Genomic DNA, 19,719 nt, shown 5'->3' on the forward strand with positions numbered 1-19,719 from the left:
GACAAGTAGTTAATATTATTAACGTGTCCAGTAGAAGAAAAAGACTTGATAGAAAATCATATGCCATTGGTTTCATCCAAGGACTTGATAAGAAGTTAAAAGAACAATCAATAAAAATGAAGAATGAGAATAAAGAGGAATATGCACTAGTCGCAGTAATGCCAGTACCAATCATAAAAAAATATAATGAAATTGAAAAAGGATTCTCAGGTGACTTCAAAGGTAAAGGAATTAATCAAGAGCAGATTGATTATAATTCTTATCAAAAGGGTAGACAAGATGGATTGGACTATTCAAAGGATGAAGAAATCCAAGAGAAAGCTATTTGATTAAGATAAATATTATGTTTAGTGAGTGTGCTCTACAAGGTAAATTCCTATAGATATAAGAATTGAAGATAATAAGAAAATTTTATAGAAGGACTTTATTCTATTTAAGTTAGTTTCAAACATAGTGGCTGTAAAAACACATGAACCAAGTAAAATAGGGAAATAAGAACTATTTGCATAAGCTTTACTAAATATAAAAAATCCAAGAAAATAGGAAGCCAATATTCCAGAAATAACTTTATAATATTTTAAAGACATAACAAACAACCTCCATATCATTATTAGAACATTATATCAGAGATTGTTAGTAAATTGAAGTTTAGTTCAGTAAAGGAGCTGATGAAAAAAATAAAAGAATATGTAAAAAACTAAGAATAATATTTGATGTAATCCTAGATAGAAAAGCTTACATTAGACTTGGTAAAGTTGGAGTGTTAACACCAGATAAAGATAAGATAGTTAATTATATTGATACATATTCTATTTATCTACAAAATAAAGACACCATATGGTATGTAAGTGGATTAGATGCAGATCATTGAACTGTATCATAGTTAAGGATCTATCAAGATTTGGACGTGATTACTTAGAGACGGGAAGGTATATCGAGAAAGTTTTTCCACTCTTGGCAGTGAGATTTATTGCTATTAATGATAGTTATGATAGTGCGAAAAACATGTCTAGTACAGACAGTATCATTATTCCTTTTAAAAATATTATCAATGATGTGTATTATATTGTGATAGTTGCAAAAATACCATGGTAAGAAAAATTGTAAGAAGTAAATGTAAAGAATACGTATACTATATCTGTTCAACATATAAAGCAGATAAGCATAAATGTACCAACCATAGAATTAGTAATAAAGCCTTGAAAAAGACGGTTCTAGCAGTCATGAAAAATCAGATAGGTTTGATTGTTAAACTTGATAAATTACTAGATCACATAGAAAAAATGCCCCATAGTAACACTAGGTATAAAAAAGTAGATAAGAGAATTGTGGCTAAGATCGAGGAACTAGAGAAGTATAATAATCTAAGAACAGGATTCTACGAAGACTTCAAAGATGGCATTATAACCAGGTCTGATTATATGGAGATGAAAACAGATTTTGAAATAAGATGCAACGATATAGAAGAGCAATTAATGGAACTTGAAAATCGTGCTAATGAATTAATAACAAGTAAAGGCAAAAGTGAGTGGATTAAAAAATTCACTAGGAATGAAAACATTACGGAAATTACGAGAGCCATAGTGGTGTCATTAGTTGAAAAGATAGTCGTGGTAGATAAGAATAAGATCATCATAGATTTTAGGTTTCAAGATGAATATAAGGATGCTATTAATTATGTAGAGAACGCTTTAAAGCATAGTAAAAACAATAAAGGAATAGATAGTAAACTTAAGGATATAAAGGGTGGTGTAGAGAATGGCACGCATTAGTAGAAAAAGATTAAAGCAACCAAACATCACTCTAAAATATAATGTAGGTATCTATGCAAGATTGTCCATAGAAGACAATATAACTGGTGGAGATTCTATTGAAAATCAGATCACTATGTTGAAAACCTATATAGAAAAGAATGAGCAACTCAGTTATGAAAAGACCTACATAGATAATGGATTTTCGGGTACCAATTTTGACAGAGAAGCATTAAATGAGTTAATTAAAGATGTGAAAAAGGGCATAATTAATACTGTTGTTGTAAAAGATTTATCCAGGTTCGGTAGAAATTATATTGAATCAGGACATTATATTGAAAAGATATTTCCGAATATAGGAGTTAGGTTTATTGCTGTCAATGATAATTTTGATAGTGAGAATATAAAGGATAATCAAGACCTAGAAATCGCTTTAAAGTCGATTATAAACGATAGCTATGCGAAGGACATATCAAAGAAGATATGTACCTCTTTAGATGCAAAGAAGAGGAGTGGCAAATTTCTAGGTAAGTACGCACCATATGGATATAAAAAATCTGCTGATAATAAGTATATTCTAGAAGTTAATGAAGAAACAAAAGATGTTGTAACGATGATTTTTGACCTTAGGCTAAAAGGATTTGGCGTAACGGCCATTGCTCATAGACTTAATAATATAAACATCCCATCTCAATATAGATATTTATGGGAGAAGGGGTTGCGGGGTAGTAAGGATATTGAAGAAAAAGCATTATGGCGAGGTTCTTCAGTAAAGAGTCTATTAGAAAATCCTAACTACATAGGGGCAATGGTGTAGCTTATGAGACAAGAATATGTTGTTGGTGTGTACCTTAGAATTTCATCAGAAGACATGAAAGCTTCAGATTGCGACAGTAACAGTATCGTATCTCAGCGAGAAAGAATCAGGGACTACATAGCAAATCATAATGAATTAAAAAATGCCTCTCTTAAGGAATATGTGGACGACGGAATAAGTGGGACAAATTTCGAGAGAGAAGCAGTTATGACATTAATAGAAGATGCTAAACATGGCTTAATTGATTGTGTCATTGTAAAGGATTTTTCAAGATTCGGACGTAATTATATAGAGACAGGTACTTATATAGATAAAATATTTCCCTTCTTAGGTATTCGATTTATAGTCGTTAATGATCACTATGATAGTCAAAAGGTATCTGGTACAGGTGGTATTGACGTTGCTTTTAAAAATATGATTCGCGATTTTTACTCCAAGGACTTGTCTAAGAAGATCATAAGTGCGAAGAGAGCTAATGCAGAGAAGGGCATTCATATGACAGCTTATGCACCCTATGGATTTGTGAAAGATAAGAATAAAAAACTAACTCCAGATAGGGAAAGTGCATGTGTAGTAAAAAGAATCTTCGATATGCGGTTAGATGGCGAAACTTTAACAGAGATAGCTAAGACTCTGAATAAAGAAGAAGTTCCATCACCCCTAATGCTTAGAAAGATTAGAAAGGATAATTTCCCATGCAATAGATCAAATGAGATAACATACTGGAGAGCAGCTAGGATACAAGCAATATTAAAAGATAGAAGGTATGTAGGGGATGCTGTATATGGCAAATATAAGAGAGCTGACATTGGTAGCAAGAAAGATATAAAAGTCCCAGAGAGCCAATGGATCGTAGTAGAAGATGCTCATGAAGGAATCGTAAGTCGTCAAGATTTTGAAAAGGTGCAAAGCATGTTCAGTCAGTACTCTAAGAAGAGTAGAAGAAAGAACACAGAGCTATTTACATCTAAAATCAAGTGTGCAGGATGTAATCATACTTTAGTAACCAAGGTATACGATAATAAAGCCGGTAGAGTGGTAAGGTATGTTTGTAATACTAATAGCGGTGTAGACGTACATAAATGTGTTAAGAACATGATAGATGAAAAAGATATTAATATCTATAAAAATACATTGCTAATGTTACAGAATAAGAAGTTTGATAATTATAAAGCATATAAGGCTGGGAATATCTCACTTGAGGTATTTAAGAAAGAGAAAAGAAATTATGAGAAAAGAGAAGCTATAATAGATAATAAGATAGAAACTCTTACTCAGAAGATAGCGTTATTACAATCTAATGTAGAAGATAGTGAGGATACGGTAAAAGAATTTGATAGATTGTCTCCTTTTGAGAAGCTTAACAGAGAAATGGTTGAGGTATTTATTGACCATATTGAAATAGATCATAGAGGTAGGTTGGGCGTTGTTTGGAATTTTGAGGATATATTTTAGAGTCTCCTTTTCATAGGGGTCTCTTTATTTTAAAATCCTAAGTAGGAAACTATGATTTTGGCGCTAACATAATAAAGCTCTAAAAAGAGAAGTTATTGACGTCACTTAATACTTCTAATTTATTTGGTATTACCGAGATTAGCCTTATCAAATTTTAAATTAATCAAATTTCTGCTAGAATGATTGAGAGTTATAATGTAGTAAAATGAATTAATAGAAATATATTGTAAATGTTATAAATTTTCTATAAGTTTTATTGCTTGGTAAACAAGATTAGGAGGTTCTAATGGCAAATATATATGATGAAATTAGCCTAAACTATTGGGAGAAACATAAAAAGAATATTGGATCATCTAAATCTTTTTCCTGTGTACATAACGGATATGTTTATGAGGACGAAATGGAATTTGAAAGAATGGAATTTGTCCATAAGCAAGATGGGATTGAAGAAGTTTTCAAAGGGAAGACCGATGGTTCCAAATGGGCATACTTCGAGTTAGTAGAAAAAGCATGTTCATTATCTACAAAAACATTACACAATTTCTTAAACAATAGGGCAAAGAAATTTCGTATATACACAGAGGAGCAATTTAAGGATTTTGATAATCAACAAAAGAATAGTACACGAATCAAAGATGGGACATGTATAATTACTGTAGATAACAAAAAATACTATGTAGCGAACAATTTAAAAGTGTGTGAGTATTTTAATAGTGCGTCAATGAACATTGACTCTTCTGATTTGAAGCATTGGTACATTCGGATATATTTTGATTCGGATATAGTAGAAGGCATGACTGATCGAGATGAAGTTGAGAGTATTGGTGATTCTGTAACTACTGAGTATACTCTTACAGTTCAACAAAGGAGAAATATTATATCAAAGGGGAAAAATTCAAAGAGTACAGTAGCGTATAATAATCTAAGAGTTAATGTTGACTACGTTAAACTTAATGCAGATAAAAAGAGGATTGGAAATCTTGGTGAGGCAATTGTTTTAAATTATGAAAAGCAAAGGCTTAAATCAGAAGGTTTGCACAAACTAGCTGAAAAGATAGAGCATTCAGCTGTGGTTAAAGGAGATGGTCTTGGGTATGACATAAAGTCTTACTCAAGTGATGGAAAACCTCTATTTATAGAAGTTAAAAAACAAAGCAAAATAAACCAGCAAATTTCTACATTTCAAGGGAAGAAAAAAAAGTAGCAGAGGAAATGTATAAAGAGAAGAAAAATTATAAGATATACAGAGTATACAACTTAAATGTTCATACTGGTAAGGGAGACTTAATAATATACGATCCTCCATTTGACGAGATTCAATATAATTTAGAACCACAAAACTGGTTGGTAAGAATAAAATAGTTAAAGTCGAAGGGTACATCGGGAATTGCAGGAACTATAGATGAATAAAAAATTTTACAATTAGGGTATTGATAAAGAATGCTTTTAAGGTAAACTGTAATTAACCGTGGGAAGGCGAGGGTAATACCTGAATCTATATATTCCATCAATGAGGGGGCTGTCGTTAAATAGACCAGCTCCCACAAAAAAAGTCAGTGTAACTCATTAAGAGTTAGGCTGACTTTTTTAGCAAGAAAAAAAGATGCCTAACGATAAGCATCTTCCCTCCGCTACATATACATTGTATAATGTAACTACATATGAATACTTATTATAACGAATTTTTTGAGATAGGGCAACAGAAAATTAACTTTAATCTGTATCAAATAGGTTTACCAGCCAACGACCCAGTCTATACCCTTAAAAAAATATTGGAGGAATTAAATTTTTCTAGTCTATTGGCTAGATATTCAAACAAGGGAAGAAAAGGCTATAATCCTATTATGATGTTTGCAGTACTGACTTATGCAAATATGAGAGGTGTTAGAGCTGTTGATCGAATTGTAGAACTATGTGAAAGAGATATTGCCTTTATCTGGCTGACAAAAGGTGAAAAACCAAAGCGTGACGCCTTTTATAATTTTATTAATGATAAACTGACCATTGACATTTTAGATGAATTACACTATCAATTCATTAGATGTCTTCATAAGGAAGGGCTTATAACCCTTGAAGCCTTATTTATTGACGGAACAAAGATTGAAGCCAATGCTAATCGATACACCTTTGTTTGGCGTGGTAGCGTTAATTATCATCTTGCAGGACTTCTAGATACCATTGATAACCTTTATAATCTGTAAGAATAGATTCTTTGATAACAGGTTTTCTTGTAGTTTTAGTCTCTCCTATGTAATATTTTTTAGCAGTTCTAGGATCACAATTCATTCTTATACCTAGTTCTGCAAAATTTATTTTAATATCCATTAATTTTAACCTTTCTATTTCTGTTAATACGTCTTTTTTCATGTTGATATACTCTTTATAATTTTTATAAAAGTATATCAGCTTTTTGTACTTTATCCTACATGTTCATTTTGCCATTTATATTCTTATTCATTATGCCATTAACAGTATGGGCAATAACCTTAATTATGAGATTAGTCTCTACGATAAGGAGCATGGTAGTAAAATAGATTACATCATCCAATTAGCAAAATCCTTGCCAATACCCCCTCATAAGGGTTATGTTTTATTTGATGCGTGGTTCACATGTCCAAAGGTTATAGATGCTTATTCTACAAAGGGCTATCATTATATCGTTATGAAGGTGCATTAAATGATATAGATAATGCCGTTGTTTTAAAAAGCTGACCTGAAAAAGCCTTTGGTAATTCCAAAGCACTAAAAGCATTTCTTTGTACCGATGTATCGTTAGATACATCAACAATTTTCGAGTATTACACTAATAAATAAAATTAGATGTTTGTGGTATAATTAAAAGAAATTGGTGATTTTATGTTTCTTAGAAAAGGCTCAGGAGTTTGACAGTTTAATAAAGCAAAAAATTGTTGGTGGGTCATATAGAACCTGCTTTTTTTGTGTCAATTTTTTCGTTTTATTATGTAGTAACTCAACTTTCCCAGCATAAATTTGCAAATAAAGCCTTGATATAGCTGGCTTGTTGATTAATCCAGTACTGTAATTGACTTTTGATGGTAGATATGTATTTAGGACTAACCCCTTTTATTTGTTCTAAAAATAGACTCCTCAAGCTTTGAAGGTAAGCGTCAATCCTAACCCACGTAGGCAAGTGTGATATATCATGGTAAGATAATCATGGTATTTAAATATATGCTTATTTAATTTAAACTAGCAAATCAACTTACAAATATTTACAGTTGATATTAGATTAATCCTTATGCAACTTTAAAGGCTTTTAAAACAGCATCTAATGGAACATTATTTTTGGCACATTGATATATCCAAGAGATATTATTTGCTTTTGTTTGGTGTCGGACTTTACGTAAGCCATCACCAAATTTCATGGTACATCCAGTGCCTTTAGTGCAGAATAAGTGCACTAAGGACAGCAAAAGCCAAAGTCTTTTTATTCCTTTTATAGAGCGGATTTGATATTTATCAAATCCTAATTGGTTCTTCTCCTGTTTAAAGAATACTTCAATAGACCAACTTATCAAAATATGATAAAAAAATAAAATGAAAAAGTTGAAAATTAATAGTAAAATCAATGGTTTAAACTGCCAATAGTACAAAAGTTACTGCAAAAGAGTGAAAATAAAGGTTGAAAAATATAAAAATATATAATAAAATAGGATTTATATAATATAATATATTAAATATTAACATTTATACAAACATAGGGGCAATAGGTCGAATGATGGCATAAAGAGATATAATAAGGTGGTAGCTAACACTATAAAGAATTAGTTTGTAGAAAAAGGTATTAATAGTATAAGTAAAGTAAAAAACTCTAAACGAGCAAATTAGATTACAAATGTTTACAGTACCTAGTTGGACCAACCCTACGCAACTTTAAAGGCTTTTAGAACAGGATCCAAAGGAACATCATTTTAGCACATTGATAAATCCAAGAAATATTATTCACTTTAGTTTGGCAACGAGCCTTGCGTAATCCTTCACCAAATTGCATGATACTTCCAGTGCCTATAGTGCAGAATAAATGCACTAAGGATAGTAAAAGGCAAAGTCTCTCAATACCTTTTATAGAGCGGATTTGATTAGATTTAATGACACCAAATACAGGGATAACCCTTGGAGGTATAAGCATCTATAACCTTTGGACATGTAAACCATGCATCAAACAACGCATATCCCATATGAGGGAGTGTTGGTAAAGATTCTGATAACTGTGTAATATAATCGATTTTACTACCGTGTTCCTTATCATATAAGTAAATATCGTAGTTAGGATTATGCCCTATACAACTAACCATTGTAGAGAGAACCTGATGTCCCCAAACAGTCTTACCTAATAGATGAGAATGATGAAAACCATCCTTTTGAATAGGTGCTTTCACCTGTGACAAAGGCTTAGTCTTTACATTAACTGTATCATCAGTGTTTACAAAAATAGGTTGTTTGTGTGGTTTGATAAATCGACCACATGGTTAAGAGACTGTTTTTTGATAGTTCTATCTATATATTTTTTATCCCATACACCATGGGATAGAAAGTGCCCAATAGTGGTACTATGATTTACACTATATTCAGCAATATCAGTAGTCTTAGCAGTAAATCCTTTTGATGTTGCTGCTACTAAAAATTCTTTTAGATGCTTAACAACTGTATTCGAGTAATAAAATTTTAGGTTAATTTCATCAAAAAACTTGTTAACAAGGTCGTTATTTGCTAATATTTGTAAGCTAATTTGTTCTTTTAGAGGTGAAAAATATAAAGTAGATGAGGGATAGTGAATGATATTATTTTGTTTACCGTATGCAGGAGGGACAGAATTTATATATTATAAGTGGAAAAAATATTTAAATTCTTCAATAAAGCTAGAGCCAATAGAGATTAAGGGTAGAGGGAAGAGATTTTATGAAGATTTTTACCAAAATATAGATGAGGTTGTTGAAGATATATTTAAAAATATAAAGGACAAAATAGTTAATGAGGAGTATGCTATTTATGGTCACAGTATGGGGAGTATTTTAGCCTATGAATTATATTATAAAATATCCAATGAAAATATTAAAAGACCTAAACATATATTTTTTTCAGGGTGTAAGTCACCTAGCATACCAAGAAAGAAAAAGCAGATATATTTGTTGACAGATGATGAATTCATTGAAGAATTAGTTAATTTGAGCGGTACTCCAAAAGAATTAGCAGACAATGAAGAGTTACTACAATTGTTTCTTCCTACTATAAACAATACATTGGCATACGAAGGGGAATAAAGATGGAAAACAAGGAGAGGGTTTTTTATAATTTAACGCATCCACAAAAAAGAATATGGTACATAGATAAAATAAACACAAACTCACCGTTACATAATATTGGTGGATGTTTAAATATACATGGCTACATAGATGTTAAAGTAATGGGAAAAACGTTAAATCTTATAATAAAAAATAATGAAGGTTTAAGACTAAGGATTTTTGAAAAAGAAGGGGAACCATTTCAATATGTTAAAGATTTTCAAAATGAAAAGATAGATTTTTTAGATTTTAGTAAATATGAAGATCCAGAAAAACAGCATAAAATATGGTCAAATCAGATATTTGATAAGAAATTTGATTGGAGTGATAATAAATTATATTACTTTGCAATATATAAAATAAGAGAAGAAAAGTATGGTATTTTACTAAACATCTATCATATTATATCTGATGGCTGGTCCATATCTCTTATACAAAAACAAATTTGTGATATATATATAAGGTTGATGAACAAAGAAGAAGTTTGTACATCTGACAGCTCATATTTGGACTTTATAGAGTATGAGAAAGGATATTTAAACTCAAAGAGATTTGTAAGAAATAAAAATTTCTGGAAAGATAAGCTATTAGATTTACCAGAGGAGTTTTTATATAAAACATATAATAGCTTAGAAGGCAAAAGACAGTGCTTTAATATTGACAAAGAGCTATCTACTAAAATAAAACAGTTTTCAGGTTTAAAAGGTTGCTCATTGAACACTTTTTTTATAACTATGCTACTTATATACATAAATAAAATTACATATAAAAACGATATAATAATAGGAACACCAGTGTTTAACAGAATTAATAGAGAACAAAAAAATATGATAGGTATGTTTACTAGTACAGTACCTTTAAGGATAAAATTAGACACGGGATTAAAAACAGTTGATTTAATAAAGTTGGTTAATAGACATTTAAAAGAATGTTTTTTTAATCAACAGTACCCATATGATCTTTTGATTAAGGATTTAAAATTGGGTGACAAAGGGTATGACAGTTTATACAAAATGTGTGTAAATTACTACAACTCAAAATATGATGATCATATTGAGGAAATAAATGTAGAAGTTAAGGAATATTATAGTGGAAATCAAAGTTGCTCATTACAATTAACAGTTAAAGAGTGGGATGAGGACAAAATAACGATAAATTTAGACTATAAGACGTTAGAATACTCAGATAGTGAAATTAAGATAATGTATGAAGCACTAATTAATATATCTAAACAAGTAATAACAGATGAAAATACTATAGTTAGTGATTTGAATGCTTTGAGCCAGAAAGAAAGTAATTACAAAGTATACGACTTGAATGATACCATAAGTCATTACCCTGAAAAAACAGTATGTGAGTTATTTGAGGAACAAGCTATTAAATCACCAAATAATATTGCATTAGAGTTTGAACAAAAGACTGTGACATATAAAGAATTAAATAATAAATCTAATCAGCTAGCTAACTATTTAAAACAAAAAGGTATAAACAATAAATCAGTGGTAGCAATTATGGAAACACACTCGGTGGAGCTTATGGTGAGTATTCTAGCAAGTATGAAAGTGGGAGCAGCGTATTTACCCATTGATCCTAGCAATCCTGTAGATAGAATAAATTATATGCTTGAGGATTCTAGAAGTAGTATACTACTAATCAATTTTGAAAAAACAAAAGAAATTAAACTTTATGGTAACATAATAAATATACATAATAAAGATTTAGAACAATATAATAAAGAAAATTTGCCAAAATGCAATAGTTTAAATGATGTGGTATATATTATATATACATCTGGATCAACAGGAAGACCAAAGGGCGTAATGATTGAAAACCAAGGACTTACAAACTATATATGGTGGGCTAATAAGATGTATTTAAAAAGTGATTGTGAAGCAATGGCTTTATATTCTTCAATATCCTTTGATTTGACAGTAACATCTATATTTGCTCCATTAGTTTCCGGTAATAAAATTATTATTTATGATAATGATGAAACTGAATTTATTCTATATAAAATTTTAAGAGAAAATAGAGCAACAGTGGTAAAGCTTACTCCAGCACATTTAACGTTATTAAAAGATATGGATAATACAAAAAGTAACATAAGAGCATTCATAGTTGGAGGAGAAGACTTAAAGGTAAATTTGGCAAAAGAGATTTACAATAGCTTTGGTAAAAATGTAGACATATATAATGAATATGGTCCAACAGAAGCAGTAGTAGGATGCATGATACATAAATATGATGAGACAAAGGATAAAGGTACTTCAGTACCAATAGGGCATCCAGCGGATAATGTACAGATTTATATATTGGATAAAGACCTAAATGCAGTATTAACAGGACTTGAAGGTGAGATATACATATCAGGGGATGGCGTAGCAAGAGGATATTTAAACAGAAACGATTTAACGCAAGAAAAATTTATTAAAAATCCATTTGTTAAAGGTCAGAGAATGTACAAAACTGGAGATACAGCAAGGTATTTAGCAGATGGACAAATTGAATATGTAAGTAGAATTGATAATCAAGTTAAGATAAGAGGTCATAGAATTGAATTAGGTGAAATAGAGAGATATCTAATAGAAAATAAATTTGTTAAAGATGCTGTTGTTTTAGTAAAAGAAGATACTTTAGGAAATAAAATATTAAATGGGTATGTTGTAAAAAAGGGAGAAGTTGATGAACAAAAATTAAAGAAGCGGCTTTTAAAATTTTTACCTAAATATATGATACCTACTAATTTTGTTTTTATGGGTAGCTTACCATTGACTATAAATGGCAAGGTAAATTATTCACTACTTCCTGATGTAGTGGTAGAGAATAAAGAATTTGTTAAATATAATAGCTTGCATGAAAAGGAATTAGTTAAAGCGATGGAGCAAATATTGGGGATACAAGGCATAAGTATGAATGACAACTACTATCAGCTTGGAGGAGATTCAATAAAAGCTATTCAAATATCATCGAAGCTTAAAAATATAGGATTAATATTAAAAGTAAAAGATATATTAAGCTACGATTCTATTCAAGAGATAGCCTATATGATAGAGGAAAATCAGGAAACCTTTAACATAAGCCAAGACAAAATATATGGAGTAATAGAAAATACTCCTATTGAACAATGGTTTTTTAGCAATGGGTTTAAAAATGAACACTTGTATAATCAATATGTATTATTAGAATATAATACAATCTTAGACAGGGATAAAATTAGTTTAGCTATAGATAAGTTGATTGACCATCACGATGGATTAAGAATTAACTATGATAAAGAGGCTAAAAAATTATACTATAATGACACACATTTAGGTTCAAACAGAGTGTTTAGATTTGTTGATTTAAAAGATGCTCACTATGATAAACAGTGTAATGATGTGAAGGGCTTAATTAAGGAATACAATGTTAGTTTTAATATAGAAAATAATCTTTTGTTTAATGTCACCATGTTCCAAATAGGTGACGAAAAGCAGATTTTACTATTTCAAGCTCATCATTTAGTTGTTGACGGAGTTTCTTGGAGAGTTATATTAGATGATTTTATTACTATATTAAATCAGTTGGAAGAGGGCAACAAAGTACAATTACCAATGAAAACTCATTCATTTAAGGAGTGGGCAAAGGAGTTAACAAGTTATATTAAAAAAGATTTTCAAGATGAAAGACCTTATTGGGAAAATATTTTGAATAGTGAGTTTAGCTATCCATTGGATTTTAACAAGGGGGAAGACTTAGTTAACACATCACAAGAATTAACGGATATTTTGGATGAAGATACATTAAAATCTTTATCTAAAGGAGTAAATCAAGTTTATGGCATGGATTTAAATGAAGTACTAATTATTGGACTAATTTTTGCTATTAATAATGCTACTGGGAATAATGATATAGTAATTGAGCTTGAAAGGCATGGCAGAGAAAATATAAGTAATTTAATTGATATATCTAGAACTGTAGGATGGTTTACAAGTATGTATCCAGCATATTTTAATGTTGAATTTAAAGATATTAAAAGTAACTTAAAATCTCTAAAAGAGCAGTTGAGGAATATACCAAGCCAAGGATTTAATTATGGAGCTATTAGATTCTTAAAAAATGAACTAGAGGACATGAAAAATAAACCTATAAGGTTCAACTACCTAGGTGATTTAGATAATATTGTGGATAAAGAAAAGTTTAAACTATCTAATATTGAATTTGGATTAAATAATGATGAAGAAAATGCATTAACAGCATTAATCGATGTGGTATCTAGGATAGTAAATAAGAAATTAAAAATAAATATTACTTTTAGCAAGAATAGATTCAGCGAAGAAACAATTCAAACATTAATAGATGATTATATAGGTACACTAAGATTAATTGAAGAGAATTGTAGGGATAAAGATGAAAAAGAATTTACCCCATCAGATTTTGAAACAGTTAATATTTCCCAAGATGATCTAGATGCATTATTCAGTTAAAAGAATTTGAGTTATACGATAATTATGCAAGGAGCAATATTATGAAAAAGATAATTAAATTACTAATGGTATTTGGTGTTTTTATCTGTGTATTATTATCACCACAAGTGGCATTGGCACAAACCAATAATGGACAAGTAGATTCACTGACACGAGATGAGAAGGCTACCATAGAGAAATTTATAAAAGAGAATATGGATAAGGGCGAAATCCCAGGTCTATCCATAACTATAGTAAGGGGAGACAAGACCATTTATCAAAAAGGTTTTGGATACTCAAATATTGAATCAAAAACTCCTGTTACAGAAAAAACATTGTTTGAGTTAGGATCTACAAGCAAAGCTTTTACAGGGTTGGCAATTTTGAAATTGGAACAAGATGGATTAATTAACCTTGATGATAATGTGTCCAGGTATATAAATTGGTTTAAGACAAATTACAGCGGGCAAAGTGTAAATATAACTTTAGAGCAGTTATTACATCATTCAAGTGGAATACCTTTTAAAACTATAGATAAGATTCCAGTTGGGGATAAAGATAATACATTAGAGCAGACAGTCAAGACTCTTGTTGATATAGAGCTTGATAGTAAACCAGGTGAAAAGTTTCAATATGCAACAATAAATTATGATGTATTAGGTTTAATAATAGAAAAAGTCTCAGGTGTAAGTTATGAGAAATATATGGAGGAAAACATAATAAAACCATCTGGGTTAAATAATACTTATTTATTTAAAAACCAAGATAATATTAATCATATGTCAACTGGTTACAAGTTGAGATTTCTAAAACCAAGAGAATATGACGCACCGGTTTATAGAGGAAATAAGCCGGCAGGCTATATTATTTCCAGTGGGGAAGATATGGCTAGATGGCTAAAAATTCAAATGGGGACATCAACAGAAACCGTGTTTGATAATACCTTAGTGGAGCAATCACATATACCTAATAGGACAATTCCACCAACGTACTACGGTGCATCATATGCCGCAGGATGGGATGTATATCAAGAATTAGGTGGCAGAATTTCTCATACTGGCTCGAATCCAAACTACTCTTCATACATAACATTTAAGCCAGAAAAAAAAGAGGGAATTGCAGCACTTAGTAACATTAATTCAGACTATGTAGGATTTATATGTAGAGGAATTAGTTCAATATTAAATGGTAAAGAGTATAATAAAGCAAATATAAAAGATTTAAATAAAAAAGCTGATAGTATATCCATATTTATTATAGGGTTTGTAGGTTTGATTATAGTAGTTACATTGTATTTCATAGGCAAATTAATAAAAGAAATAATAACAAAGCACAGAAAATTTACAGGTATATCTGTAAGAAAATCACTAGATGGATTTATTTGCTTAATAATTATTATGGGGGTAATGTACTGTATATATTTAGTTCCTTACATTCTGGGAAATGGAATATCGTGGAACTTTGTATTTGTATGGCTTCCGAGTAGTATAAAAATTGCTGTTTACTTAATCTGTATAAGTATTTGTATAGCATATATTTATGTAATACTAACAAGTCTATTAAAAAAAAAGATGAGAAACCAATACTAGTACTATCATTATTAGGTGTTGCAAGTGGATTTGGAAATGCGTTGATAATTTTTACGATAAACATGTCTGTAAATAGTGATAACAATACAAAAGTCAGACTTTTAATATACTTTGTTTTAGGGATAATCTTGTATGTTTATGGACAAAAGATTATGAGAGGAAAGTTAATAGAAATAACCAATAATATAGTTTTTTCAAAAAGAATGGAAATAGTAAAAAATATATTAAAGGCACCTTATAATAAGTTTGAAAAAGTTGAAAAAGGAAGAATTCAATCCACGCTAAACAATGACACTGAAACCATGAGTAGATTTGTAAATATTTTAATCAGTGGGATTACAAGTGGAGTTACTCTCGTATGTTGTTTTATGTATCTAGGCTTTATAAATATATATGCATTAGTGTTAGCAGTACTAATAATATTGGCAATTTCAAGTATTCACTATTTAGTTGGTAGGTATGCCAATATGATTGGAGAACAAGCCAGAGATTTCCAAAGCATATTTTTTAAATTTATTAATGATTTGATAGGAGGCTTTAGAGAGTTAAGCCTTAATGGGAATAAGAAACAAGAATTTCAAGATGATATGGAACAAAGCTGTGACAAATATAGAATCAAAAGAGGAAAAGCATCTTTGGCTTTCGCCAATATGTTTGTAATAGGTTAATTATTATTTACTCTTGCCATAGGTGCCATAGCCCTCATCTTTCCATTGATTTTAAAGAACTTGGAAAGTACAAGTGTGGCGAGCTATGTTTTCATACTTCTTTATATGACAGGACCAGTTCATTCAATATTGGATACAATACCTAATGCTATAGAAGTTAGGATTAGTCTAAAAAGAATTAATGGTCTAATTGATGAGCTTTATGTATTAGAAAATAGTAATGAGAATATTGGAAATATTAATACGGAAAATAACTTTAAGCTAAAGTTAAATGATATAGAGTATGAATATGAAAAAGAGGATGGAAAAGGATTTAAGTTGGGACCGATAACCCATGAGTTCAAATCGGGAGATATAACATTTATAACAGGTGGTAATGGTAGCGGTAAGTCAACTTTAGCCAAGTTATTAACTGGATTATATAAGCCTACAAAAGGATACATATGTTTAAATGGAGAGCTAATGGAATCTAAAAATTTAAGTGAGAAGTATACTACTATTTTTTCAGATTTCTATTTGTTTAACAAACTTTATGGCATAGAGTGGGAAAAAAATAAGGAAAGAATACAAAAGCATTTGGAAATATTGCAACTTGATAAAAAGGTTAAAGTAGAAAATGGTAAATTTAGCATAACTAAATTATCAACAGGTCAAAAAAAGAGACTAGCATTGCTTGTATAATATTTAGAAGATAAATCAATATATTTGTTTGACGAATGGGCAGCAGATCAAGATCCAGAGTTTAGAGCATTTTTCTATAACAATCTTCTTCCTGAGCTTAAACAAAGAGGAAAGTGCGTTATAGCAATAACTCACGATGATCAGTATTTTGATTTAGCAGACAAGTTTATTAAGCTAAATATGGGCATGGATGTTAGTTGAAAATGAGGAGAGATAAAGGATAAACAAATATAATATATGGGGAAGAGCTTAGTAACATGAAAACAGGTAAATATAATATTGGAAACTAAAGAGGAGATAGGAAATGAAAAACAATTATTATTACAAACAAGATTTAGATAAACTGGAAATGTATCAAAGATTAATTCAGTATTGGAGTATGATATTTGATAAAAGAAACTGTGTAGATGTTCTTGATAACATGAATTATAATATTTCAATGTTTCCTGAAATAATAAAGAGTGAAGAAATGGAGCAGTTTCATAAAATAGAACCTGGATACACATCCCCAGATGGCTTTACAGAATTAAATATTTTAATAAGAGATTTGGAGTATGCAAGACTTACTACAAGTGGAAATGTACAAAGTAAAGAAGTAAGAGAACTTGTTGATAAAGCGGGAATAGGCTGTGGTAATGGTTGCACCAATGTAATGAATGGGGTGGTTAATTCCATTATTAAATTTAGAAACAATAATGAAAGCAAAACATGTAAAGATGATGAGGTTGCATTAATACTTCCCAATTATACAGTGTATACTGCTCAGTTATCCAATCTAAGTAAGAATGTTAAACCAAAATATGTGTACACTCAGCGGGAAAACAATTTTTTACCTACGTATAAAGAAATAGTTAATGCAATTTCGGAAAAAACAGCGGCAGTTATAATAACATATCCCAATAATCCTGCACAATTTACTTATGAAGGTGAAAGTGTTGATGAGCTAAAGAAAATAGCAAAGTATTGTCAAAAAAATAAAGTATTTTTAGTTGTAGATAATATTTATCAAGATATGCTCTATCCTAGGGATAGAAAATTTACTGAAATTTTTAATTTAGTGGATTCATTAGATTATATTATAAAGGTTTATGGAAGTTCGAAAGATACACCTTTTTATTCAGGATATAGAACAGGATATTGGTTTGGAGATCCTAGATTATTGGACATATATAAGTATTATATATCATCAACGGAAAACAGTTTAAATACCTATACTCTTTCAAAGTTTTCATTAAATATGTATTTTAAACTTAAATGTTTAACTAATACGGTGCCTACATTAGAAGATATGCACTATTTTAGCTATGGAGTTTTTGGATGGAGTCAAACTGTTGACCAGGCTAAGTTATTTGAAAATATTACAAGGTTAAATTTGTTTGAAAAATATAAAGAAAGAATCAATAAATCCTATGACATTCAAGAAGAAGCAATAAAAGGGGTAATTGAGTATGTTAAAGATTCAAAAGTATTTTCAGATTATATTAATCAAAATATAGGAAATGTTTTTTTGATAAAAGTTAATGCAGAATATTTCACTGGAACTGATTATGAGTTTTTTGACTTTACATTCAATGAAGTTAAATGTGGGATTCTACCTGGTAATGTATTTGGAATGCCAGATAGTGAAAATGAAGTGTGGTTTAGGATAACACTTTTACATGACAATATTGAAAATATTATTAAAAGTCTTAGTAAAATTGAAAATGTTTTGTTGAAACAAAAGTTGGCAATAGTAACTTAAAATTTTTCAACTAATTTTGGGTGGGAAATGTACTTAAAGGAGGGTCAAGTTTATGAAATTATTAGATATTCCAAAAAATACAGAAGAAAAAGTAGAGTATGCAAAACAACTTATTTATATTACAAATAAAAATATAAGAGACGGTATAGAAGTTAGAATAGGTGATATAGATTTTAGTAAAGCAGGAGATTGTGTAGCAAGAGAAGGGTCTATTGAAGGAGAAGCTATTAAAAGAGCCATAATCACTCTTAGAGGCAATGGATGTGAATGGGCAAGAGAACAAAATGGTGGATGTACAATGTGTGGACACTTATCAGGGTCATCAAGAGGAACAAAAATTTCAGAAGAAAAAATAAAAAAGCAGTTTGATGACAGTATGGAAAGCTTTGATTTTTCAAGGCATCCTATGCTTTGTTTATATAATGGAGGATCATTTCTTAATGAAAATGAGATAAGTAAAGAGTTAAGGCAATATATGTTTAAAAGAATAAGTGAAGTTACGGATATTAAAACATTAATTATAGAGTCTAGACCTATACATGTTACAGATGAAGTGCTGGATGAAATAGAAAGACTTTTACCAAACATTGTAGTAGAAGTAGGCATAGGACTAGAATCATCAAATGATATAGTTCGTAATGTAATTTTGAATAAAGGCACTGAACTTGAAGAATATGAGAAAGTAAGCGCTAAATTTAAACATAGAAAAATAAAGTTGTTAATGTATGTGTTGATAAAAGCTCCCTTTCTTACTGAAAGAGAAGCCATAGATGATGCCATAGCAACAATTGAGTTTGCACATAAAATAGGTGTAGATAATATTTCCTTGGAACCAGTTAGTATACAGGAAGAAACATTTATTGATTATTTATCAAAATTAGGTCACTATAGAGCTCCTTGGATTTGGACAGTATTTGAAATAATTAAAAAAACCTATCATCTAGGGTTACTAATGAGAATAGGAGGATTTCAATTCTTTCCTATTCCAAAACAATATACATCTAACTGCCCAGATTGTGATGAAGAAATGATATTAAAGATTAAAGAGTTTAACGAGACAAATGATATTAAGGTAATAGAAGGTCTAAAATGTAAAAGCGGATGTGATAAGAAGTGGATGGAGGAAGTACAAAAAATAGATAATAAAGATATATTAGATAGAGTGATATCCTTAATAGAAGCATATTGTTAGTAGTTTGGATTTTAAAATATATAGTGAATGCTTGGTGAATATACAAAAAAATTAAAGGATAAGGATATGCGCTAAATTAG

At 30.0% G+C, this 19,719-nt stretch carries 15 protein-coding genes and 2 pseudogenes; 14 read left to right on the forward strand and 3 right to left on the reverse strand.

Annotation, left to right across the window (positions count from 1 at the left end):
* From ACX6CF_RS01085 to ACX6CF_RS01115, 7 genes and pseudogenes are all read left to right on the forward strand, one after another.
* A partial coding sequence (locus ACX6CF_RS01085; RefSeq protein ID WP_458783443.1) for a hypothetical protein occupies positions 1 to 329 on the forward strand: 329 nt, incomplete at its 5' end.
* Positions 330 to 867: 538 nt separating this feature from the next.
* Complete coding sequence (locus ACX6CF_RS01090; RefSeq protein ID WP_458783444.1) at positions 868 to 1,095, forward strand: recombinase family protein; 228 nt, start codon at positions 868 to 870, stop codon at positions 1,093 to 1,095.
* A complete protein-coding gene (locus ACX6CF_RS01095; protein ID WP_458783445.1) occupies positions 1,089 to 1,772 on the forward strand; it encodes a recombinase zinc ribbon domain-containing protein in 684 nt (227 codons plus the stop codon). Before ACX6CF_RS01090 ends, ACX6CF_RS01095 begins: the two co-directional genes overlap by 7 nt.
* Positions 1,759 to 2,568 (forward strand): recombinase family protein, encoded by an 810-nt coding sequence (locus ACX6CF_RS01100; RefSeq protein WP_458783446.1) that lies wholly within the window; start codon positions 1,759 to 1,761, stop codon positions 2,566 to 2,568. The genes ACX6CF_RS01095 and ACX6CF_RS01100 overlap by 14 nt, the downstream gene beginning before the upstream one ends.
* A 3-nt stretch (positions 2,569 to 2,571) precedes the next feature.
* On the forward strand, positions 2,572 to 4,023 hold the full coding sequence (locus ACX6CF_RS01105) for a recombinase family protein (protein WP_458783447.1): 1,452 nt from the start codon (positions 2,572 to 2,574) through the stop codon (positions 4,021 to 4,023).
* A gap of 286 nt (positions 4,024 to 4,309) precedes the next feature.
* Entirely contained in the window at positions 4,310 to 5,227 is a 918-nt protein-coding gene (locus ACX6CF_RS01110; protein ID WP_458783448.1) for a protein NO VEIN domain-containing protein, read from the forward strand.
* A gap of 457 nt (positions 5,228 to 5,684) precedes the next feature.
* Positions 5,685 to 6,215, forward strand: a pseudogene (locus tag ACX6CF_RS01115) (transposase); the annotation flags it as partial.
* Here ACX6CF_RS01115 and ACX6CF_RS01120 read toward each other — a convergent pair.
* From ACX6CF_RS01120 to ACX6CF_RS01130, 3 genes and pseudogenes are all read right to left on the reverse strand, one after another.
* Entirely contained in the window at positions 6,169 to 6,390 is a 222-nt protein-coding gene (locus ACX6CF_RS01120) for a hypothetical protein (protein WP_458783449.1), read from the reverse strand. The pseudogene ACX6CF_RS01115 and the gene ACX6CF_RS01120 overlap by 47 nt on opposite strands.
* A gap of 890 nt (positions 6,391 to 7,280) precedes the next feature.
* Complete coding sequence (locus ACX6CF_RS01125; RefSeq protein ID WP_458783450.1) at positions 7,281 to 7,613, reverse strand: hypothetical protein; 333 nt, start codon at positions 7,611 to 7,613, stop codon at positions 7,281 to 7,283.
* Between the two features lie 314 nt (positions 7,614 to 7,927).
* A pseudogene (locus tag ACX6CF_RS01130) lies at positions 7,928 to 8,773 on the reverse strand (transposase family protein).
* Between the two features lie 46 nt (positions 8,774 to 8,819).
* Here ACX6CF_RS01130 and ACX6CF_RS01135 point away from each other — a divergent pair.
* The 7 genes from ACX6CF_RS01135 to ACX6CF_RS01165 all read left to right on the forward strand — a co-directional run bounded on the left by ACX6CF_RS01135 (position 8,820) and on the right by ACX6CF_RS01165 (position 19,639).
* On the forward strand, positions 8,820 to 9,305 hold the full coding sequence (locus ACX6CF_RS01135) for a thioesterase II family protein (RefSeq protein WP_458783451.1): 486 nt from the start codon (positions 8,820 to 8,822) through the stop codon (positions 9,303 to 9,305).
* 2 nt (positions 9,306 to 9,307) lie between these two features.
* Positions 9,308 to 13,789, forward strand: a complete 4,482-nt coding sequence (locus ACX6CF_RS01140) for an amino acid adenylation domain-containing protein (RefSeq protein WP_458783452.1) — start codon at positions 9,308 to 9,310, stop codon at positions 13,787 to 13,789.
* A 41-nt stretch (positions 13,790 to 13,830) separates the two neighbouring features.
* Positions 13,831 to 15,357, forward strand: coding sequence for a serine hydrolase domain-containing protein (locus ACX6CF_RS01145; RefSeq protein ID WP_458783453.1), 1,527 nt, complete (start codon positions 13,831 to 13,833; stop codon positions 15,355 to 15,357).
* A 41-nt stretch (positions 15,358 to 15,398) separates the two neighbouring features.
* Positions 15,399 to 16,025: an ABC transporter transmembrane domain-containing protein gene (locus tag ACX6CF_RS01150; RefSeq protein WP_458783462.1), complete on the forward strand. Its 627-nt coding sequence runs from the start codon at positions 15,399 to 15,401 to the stop codon at positions 16,023 to 16,025.
* A gap of 75 nt (positions 16,026 to 16,100) precedes the next feature.
* Positions 16,101 to 16,706, forward strand: coding sequence for an ATP-binding cassette domain-containing protein (locus ACX6CF_RS01155; RefSeq protein ID WP_458783454.1), 606 nt, complete (start codon positions 16,101 to 16,103; stop codon positions 16,704 to 16,706).
* 304 nt (positions 16,707 to 17,010) lie between these two features.
* A complete protein-coding gene (locus ACX6CF_RS01160) occupies positions 17,011 to 18,447 on the forward strand; it encodes an aminotransferase class I/II-fold pyridoxal phosphate-dependent enzyme (protein WP_458783455.1) in 1,437 nt (478 codons plus the stop codon).
* Between the two features lie 52 nt (positions 18,448 to 18,499).
* The gene (locus ACX6CF_RS01165; RefSeq protein WP_458783456.1) at positions 18,500 to 19,639 is read left to right on the forward strand and encodes an archaeosine biosynthesis radical SAM protein RaSEA; all 1,140 of its coding nucleotides are present in this window, start codon (positions 18,500 to 18,502) and stop codon (positions 19,637 to 19,639) included.
* Positions 19,640 to 19,719 lie beyond the last annotated feature (80 nt).

It is taken from the genome of Vallitalea sediminicola (genome assembly GCF_054408565.1).